Annotated in this window: 5 protein-coding genes; all 5 read left to right on the top strand. The window is 73.7% G+C overall.

What is annotated here, in order from left to right; genetic code table 11:
• Positions 1-129: 129 nt before the first annotated feature.
• The 5 genes from RIN80_RS23135 to RIN80_RS23155 all read left to right on the top strand — a co-directional run bounded on the left by RIN80_RS23135 (position 130) and on the right by RIN80_RS23155 (position 6,646).
• On the top strand, positions 130-747 hold the full coding sequence (locus RIN80_RS23135; protein ID WP_309097568.1) for a TetR/AcrR family transcriptional regulator: 618 nt from the start codon (positions 130-132) through the stop codon (positions 745-747).
• A 93-nt stretch (positions 748-840) separates the two neighbouring features.
• Positions 841-3,108, top strand: coding sequence for a molybdopterin oxidoreductase family protein (locus RIN80_RS23140; protein ID WP_309097569.1), 2,268 nt, complete (start codon positions 841-843; stop codon positions 3,106-3,108).
• 135 nt (positions 3,109-3,243) lie between these two features.
• Positions 3,244-4,683, top strand: coding sequence for a citrate:proton symporter (locus RIN80_RS23145; RefSeq protein WP_309097570.1), 1,440 nt, complete (start codon positions 3,244-3,246; stop codon positions 4,681-4,683).
• A gap of 30 nt (positions 4,684-4,713) precedes the next feature.
• A complete protein-coding gene (locus RIN80_RS23150) occupies positions 4,714-5,958 on the top strand; it encodes an MFS transporter (RefSeq protein ID WP_309097571.1) in 1,245 nt (414 codons plus the stop codon).
• Positions 5,959-6,058: 100 nt separating this feature from the next.
• The gene (locus tag RIN80_RS23155; RefSeq protein ID WP_309097572.1) at positions 6,059-6,646 is read left to right on the top strand and encodes a hypothetical protein; all 588 of its coding nucleotides are present in this window, start codon (positions 6,059-6,061) and stop codon (positions 6,644-6,646) included.
• Positions 6,647-7,309 lie beyond the last annotated feature (663 nt).

Genomic DNA, 7,309 nt, shown 5'->3' on the forward strand with positions numbered 1-7,309 from the left:
GGTGGCGGGTGCCGGGCCGGGGGCGCGTGCCGAGGTGGCGGACGTCCGGCCGTGGGTGCGCGTCGAGGTGGCGCACGCCTCGTGGGCGACGAGGGGGCGAGGTTCACCGGAGCGGGCCGGAAGGGCATCATGAAGCCCGTGCCCCACGCGACATCGCTCCGTCGTGCGCCCGTGCAGCGGCGCAGCGCCGAACGTCTGGCCAGGATCCTCGACGCCTGCGCCGACCTTCTCGACGAGGTCGGTTACGACGCCCTGAGCACCCGCGCGGTCGCCGAGCGCGCCGGTGTCCCCATCGGCTCCGTCTACCGCTTCTTCGGCAACAAGCGCCAGATGGCCGACGCGCTGGCCCAGCGCAACCTGGAGCGGTACTCCGCACGCGTCACCGAGCGCCTGCGCGAGGCCGGCGGCGGGGGCTGGCGCGAGGCCATGGACGCCGTGCTCGACGAGTACCTGGAGATGAAGCGCACCGCGCCCGGCTTCTCCCTCGTCGACTTCGGCAACCAGATCCCGGTCGGCGCCCGCCACGCGGAACCGAACCACCGCGTCGCCGACCGCCTCACCGAACTGCTCTCCGGCTACCTCGACCGCGAGCCGGACGAGGACCTGCGCCGGGTGTTCCTGATCGCCGTGGAGACCGCAGACACCCTCGTCCACCTGGCCTTCCGGGTCGCGCCCGAAGGGGACCGGAAGATCATCGACGAGGCCCGGGAACTGCTGCGCTCCTATCTGGCCCGGGCCCTCGACTGACCTTGTGGCACCCGAGGCCTCGCCGCCATGCATACCGGTCGGTATGCTCGGCCGCGTCAGCGCGTCACCGTAGCCGCCGCCCCGGGAGGACCCGTGTCCCGCACCGCCCTGCGTATCTGCCCCCTGTGCGAGGCCACCTGCGGCCTGACCCTCACCATCGAGGGAACGCGCGTCACCCACGCCCGCGGTGACCGCGACGACGTGTTCAGCCAGGGGTTCATCTGCCCCAAGGGCGCTTCCTTCGGAGCCGTCGACTCCGACCCGGACCGGCTGCGCACCCCCCTGGTGCGCCGGGACGGCGAGCTGCGCGAGGCCACCTGGGAGGAGGCCTTCGACGCGGTCGCCGCCGGCATCCGGCCGGTCGTCGAGCGGCACGGCCCGCACGCGGTCGGCGTCGTGCTCGGCAACCCCAACGTGCACACCATGGCCGGGGGCCTCTACCCGCCGGTCCTGCTCGCCGGGCTCGGCACCCGCAGCGTCTTCACCGCCTCCACCGTCGACCAGATGCCCAAGCACGTCTCCAGCGGCCTGCTCTACGGCGACGCGAACGCCATCCCCGTGCCCGACCTGGACCGCACCGACCATCTGCTCCTCATCGGGGCCAACCCGCTGGAGTCCAACGGCAGCCTGTGCACCGCCCCCGACTTCCCGGGCCGGCTCAAGGCGCTCAAGGCCCGCGGCGGCACCCTCGTCGTGATCGACCCGCGGCGCACCCGCACCGCCCGGCTCGCCGACCGGCACGTCGCCGTACGGCCCGGCACCGACGCGCTGCTGCTCGCCGCGATGGCCCGCGTGCTGTTCGACGAGGGCCTCGTCGACCCGACCCCGCACGTCCAGGGGATCGAGGAACTGTCCGCCGCCCTGCGGGAGTTCACCCCCGAGGCCGTCGCCGGGGCCTGTGACGTCGACGCCGGGCTCATCCGCACCCTGGCCCGTGATCTCGCCGCCGCCCCGACCGCCGCCGTCTACGGCCGCATCGGCAGCTGCACCGTCCCACACGGCACGCTCGCCAGCTGGCTCGTCGACGTACTGAACATCCTCACCGGCAACCTCGACCGCCCCGGCGGCGCGCTCTTCCCGCAGGCGGCCACCGACCGGACCCCGCGCCCCGCCGGACCCGGCCGCGGTTTCGCCCTCGGGCGCTGGCACTCCCGGGTGAGCCGGCACCCCGAGGCGAAGGGCGAACTGCCCCTGTCCGCCCTCGCCGAGGAGATCGACACCGCCACCGAGGAGGGCGCGCCGGTCCGCGCGCTGATCGCCGTCGCCGCCAACCCGGTGCTGTCCGCGCCCGACGGCGACCGGCTCGACAAGGCGCTCGCCTCCCTCGACTTCATGGTCAGCGTCGACCCGTACCTCAACGAGACCTCGCGCCACGCCCACGTGGTCCTGCCCCCGCCCCCGCCCGCCCAGAGCCCGCACCACGACTTCGCCTTCAACACCCTCGCCGTCCGCAACCAGGTCCGCTACACCCGTCCCGCCGTCCCGCTGGAGCCGGGCCGCATGGCCGAGACGGAGATCCTGGCCCGGCTGATCCTCGCCGTGACGGGGATGCACGGGGCCGATCCCGGAGCCGTCGACGACATGGTCGTCGGCCAGACCCTCGGCAAGGCCGTCAAGGAGCCACACTCGCCCGTGCACGGCCGCGATCCGCGGGAGCTGGCCGCCGCGCTCACCGGCGACAACGGCCCCGAGCGCCGGCTCGACCTGATGCTGCGCCTCGGCCCCTACGGCGACGGCTTCGGCGCGAGGCCGGACGGGTTGACCCTGGAGAAGCTGCTCGCCCACCCGCACGGCATCGACCTCGGCCCGCTGCGCCCCCGCCTGCCGCAGCCGCTGAAGACCGCGAGCGGCAAGGTGGAGCTGCTGCCCGGCCCGATCGCCGCCGACCTGCCCCGCCTGCGCGCGGCCCTGGCCGAACGCCCCGCGGGACTCGTCCTGGTGGGCCGCCGGCACCTGCGCTCGAACAACAGCTGGATGCACAACGTGCCCGCCCTCACGGGCGGTTCCAATCGCTGCACCCTGCACATCCACCCCGAGGACGCCGAGCGGCTGGGCGTCGAGGACGGCGCGCCGGTGCGGGTGCGGGGCGCCGGGGGAGAGGTCATCGCGCCCGCCGAGGTCACGGACGCCATCCGACGGGGCGTGGTGAGCCTGCCCCACGGCTGGGGCCACGACCGCCCCGGAACCCGCCTGCGCCATGCCTCGACGGACCCGGGCGTCAACGTCAACCAGCTCCTCGACGGCCGGCTGCTCGACCCGCTCTCGGGCAACGCCGTGCTCAACGGAGTGCCCGTCGACGTCGCCCCCACGCCGGCCCCGGGAGGACCGGCGGTGACCGAAAAGCACACCGCTCTGACCTGAGCAAAGCTGTGACCAGCACTTTTGCGCTTATTGCTCGCACGTCAACGTCTTGTTAACGCTGCTTGAACGGACCTAACGTCTCGGACACCGCCGGCCCTGGTGGGATGTTCAAGGGCGAACGTTAGGTATCCACTCATGCTGACCATCCTCGGCTTCGCCATGATCGCGACCTTCCTGGTCCTGATCATGATGAAGAAGATGTCGCCGATCGCGGCGCTCGTGCTGATCCCCGCGCTGTTCTGCGTGTTCGTCGGCAAGGGCGCCCACCTCGGCGACTACGTCATCGACGGCGTGACCAGCCTCGCCCCCACCGCGGCGATGCTGATGTTCGCGATCGTCTACTTCGGCTTGATGATCGACGTCGGTCTCTTCGACCCGATCGTCCGCGGCATCCTCAAGTTCTGCAAAGCCGACCCGATGCGGATCGTCGTCGGCACCGCCGTGCTCGCCGCGATCGTGTCGCTGGACGGCGACGGCTCCACCACCTTCATGATCACCGTCTCGGCGATGTACCCGCTGTACAAGCGCCTGAAGATGAGCCTGGTCGTGATGACCGGCGTCGCCGCCATGGCCAACGGCGTGATGAACACCCTCCCCTGGGGCGGCCCGACCGCCCGCGCCGCGACCGCGCTCAAGCTCGACGCCAGCGACATCTTCGTCCCGATGATCCCCGCGCTCCTGGTCGGCCTGCTCTTCGTCTTCGTCCTCTCCTACGTCCTCGGCGTGCGCGAGCGCCGGCGGCTGGGCGTGCTGACGCTGGACGAGGTGCTGGAGGAGGAGAAGGAGAGGGAGACCGAGACGGTCCTCGTCGGTACCGGTGCCTCCGGCGACGGCACGGTCTCCCTGCGCAAGACCGGCCCGGGCGGCGCCGGTTCCGGCACGGACGCGCCCGAGGGCACCGGCGGCGCCGGGGGCCCGACCGAGGACGACGGCTTCCAGGGCCTCGACCCCAACCGCTCCACCCTGCGCCCGAAGCTGTACTGGTTCAACGCGCTCCTCACGGTCGGCCTGCTGACCGCCATGATCCTGGAACTGCTCCCCATCCCGGTGCTGTTCCTGCTCGGTGCCGCACTCGCCCTGTCCGTGAACTTCCCGCACATCCCCGACCAGAAGGCCCGGCTCGCCGCGCACGCGGACAACGTCCTGAACGTCTCCGGCATGGTCTTCGCCGCCGCCGTCTTCACCGGCGTCCTCCAGGGCACCGGCATGGTCGACCACATGGCCAAGTGGATGGTGGACGTCATCCCCGGCAGCATGGGCCCGCACATGGCCCTCGTCACCGGCCTCCTGAGCCTGCCGCTGACGTACTTCATGTCCAACGACGGCTTCTACTTCGGTGTCCTGCCCGTCCTCGCCGAGGCCGGGGCCGCACACGGCGTCTCCCCGCTGGAGATGGCCCGGGCCTCCCTGGTCGGCCAGCCGCTGCACATGTCCAGCCCGCTCGTCCCCGCCGTCTACGTCCTGGTCGGCATGGCCAGGGTCGAGTTCGGCGACCACACCAGGTTCGTCGTGAAGTGGGCCGCCCTCACCTGTCTGGCCATCCTGGCGGCGGGCATGCTCTTCGGCATCATCTGACCGCGCGTACGACACTCCATGGAGGACATCGTGAGGCCCGGTGGGAACCGCGGCTGGCTGCTCCGCCTCGTCATCGCCTTCTCCTTCGCGCAGGGGGCGGTGTCGATGGCCCGGCCCGCCGTCTCCTACCGGGCCCTCGCGCTGGGCGCGGACGAGCGGGCGGTCGGTGTGATCGCCGGCGTGTACGCGCTGCTGCCCCTGTTCGCGGCCGTGCCCCTGGGCCGCCGCACCGACCACGGCCGCTGCGCGCCCCTGCTGCCCCTCGGGGTGGTCCTGATCGCCGGCGGCTGCGCCCTCAGCGGCGTGGCCGGGTCCCTGTGGACGATGGCGCTGTGGAGCGGGGTGATGGGCCTCGGCCACCTCTGCTTCGTCATCGGCTCGCAGTCCCTCGTCGCCCGCCAGTCCGCGCCGCACGAACAGGACCGCAACTTCGGCCACTTCACCATCGGCGCGGCCCTCGGCCAGCTCGTCGGCCCCGTCGCCGCCGGCGCGCTGATCGGCGGCGAGGACATGGCCGGCACCAGCGCCCTGGCCCTGCTCGCGGCCGGCGCGACGGCGGCGGTCGCGTTCACCTCGCTCTGGCGCATCGAGCACCGCCGTACGGCGTCCGCGTCCCGCGCGGCCAAGGGCGAGCGTGTCCCCGTGCGGGGCATCCTGCGCGCCCGGGGCGTACCCGCCGGCATCTTCATCAGCCTCGCCGTGCTGTCCGCGACCGACATCCTCACCGCCTACCTCCCGGTGGTCGGCGAGCACCGGGGCATCGCGCCATCGGTCATCGGCCTCCTGCTCAGCCTGCGCGCGGCGGCCACCATCGCCTGCCGGCTGGTCCTCACGCCCCTGCTGCGGCTGCTCGGCCGGACCCTGCTGCTCACCGTCACCTGTCTGCTGGCGGCCCTGCTGTGCGCGGGCATCGCCCTGCCGGTGCCGGTGTGGGCGCTCGGGCTGCTGTTGGTACTCCTCGGCTTCTGCCTCGGCGTCGGGCAGCCGCTGTCCATGACGACGGTCGTCCAGGCGTCGCCGGAGGACGCGCGTTCCACGGCCCTCGCGCTGCGCCTGACGGGCAACCGGCTCGGCCAGGTCGCCGCGCCCGCCTCGGCCGGTGTGGTCGCCGGGGTCGCGGGAGTGGCGGCGCCGTTCGTGATGCTGGGGGTGCTGCTGCTGGTCTCCGCCGGGGTGGCGCTGAGGTCGCGGGGGAGCGCGCCGCCCGAGCCGGCCGGAGGGGTGGCGAAGACCGGCCGGCGGCGGGTGTCACTGCGCCGTAAGAGCGATATCTGACGCGTCGCAGGGCGGTGCTGCACGTCTTTCGGCGGTGAGGTGACACAGAGTCAGGTGACGAGGAGTTTGTATGAAAATCGTCTGACTTGGAGGCATCTTCATGCCCGTCGTACCCCTCGCGCGCCGTGCCGGCACCCGTACCGCCGTCCTCGCCGCCCTCACCCTCGCAGGGACCACCCTGAGCGGTGTGCCCGCCGTCGCCGCTCCTGTCCCGGGGGACAACGGAGACGTCAAGATCCACGCCACCACGACCCGGGCCGACGACCAGCGCAACGACCCGAAGGTCTGCGACTTCTACCTCGCCGCGTTCGACTTCGCCGCGGGGGAGAAGGTCAACTGGACCATCCAGACCCAGCCCGAGGTCCCGGGCGGGGCCACCCGCACCGGAACGTTCACGGCCGACGCGAGCGGCGCCGGCCGCACCAAGGCCGTGGACCTGCCCAACGGGCAGTACAAGCTCACGTGGCTGACCGACCAGGCCCACGGGGCGGGCAAGTTCAAGGTGTTCAAGGTCGACTGCCCGACGTCCAAGCCGACGACGCCGGTCGGCGGCCCGCCCGCGGGCGGTGGCGGCATCGCCCGCGGCGAGGCGTTCACGCCGGTCACGGGGGCCGCCGCCGTCGGCCTCGCGGCCGTCGCGGGGACGGTCTGGTTCCGGCTCCGCCGCCGCCCCGATGGCGCCGCGTAGGACGGGTGCCGCGGATCGCCCCGCCCGGACAGGGCGGGGCGGGGGCGGGGCGGGTACGAGTGACGCCTGGGCCGTGTCCGCCACCGGGCCGGCCGGCCGGGTCGGGGCCGGCCCCGACCCGGCCGACGCCGGACGCCGCGGTGACTCCGCCGGTTTCGCGGCCGAGGTGAGAGCCCGGCGTGCGGCCGGGTCCCGCGCGGCTCCGGCGGAGTGGCACGGGGGCGGGTCGGAGGGCATGACCGCCCCGGCTCGGGGCGTGTCCGGGGCCGAGGGCGTGGCCCCCGGGATGGCTCGGCGGGGGCCGGGGTCCGACGGCCTGGCCGGTCCCAAGACCCGGCGCGTGCCCGGAGCCGGACCTGTCGGTGGCCCGGCGGCTCGCCGTGAGGCCGGGGGTGGTGCCGGGGTGACGGCCGGGCGTGGTCCCGGCGCCGGTGCCGGTGGCCGTGTCGGCGGCGGGGTGACGGCTGGACGTGGAGTCGGGCCCGGTGCCGGCGTCGGCGTGGGGTCCGCGGCCCGGCGTGGTGCCAGGGCCGGGGCTGTCGCTGCGTCGGGGGGCCGGCGTCGGGCCGCAAACGGGCCTGTCGCCGAGCCGGTGTCACGGCGTGGGGCCGGGGTGGGACCTGTGGTCGAGTCGGCGTTTCGGCGTGGGGCTGGAAACGGGCC

Source organism: Streptomyces sp., assembly GCF_031181705.1.
Lineage (GTDB): Bacteria > Actinomycetota > Actinomycetes > Streptomycetales > Streptomycetaceae > Streptomyces.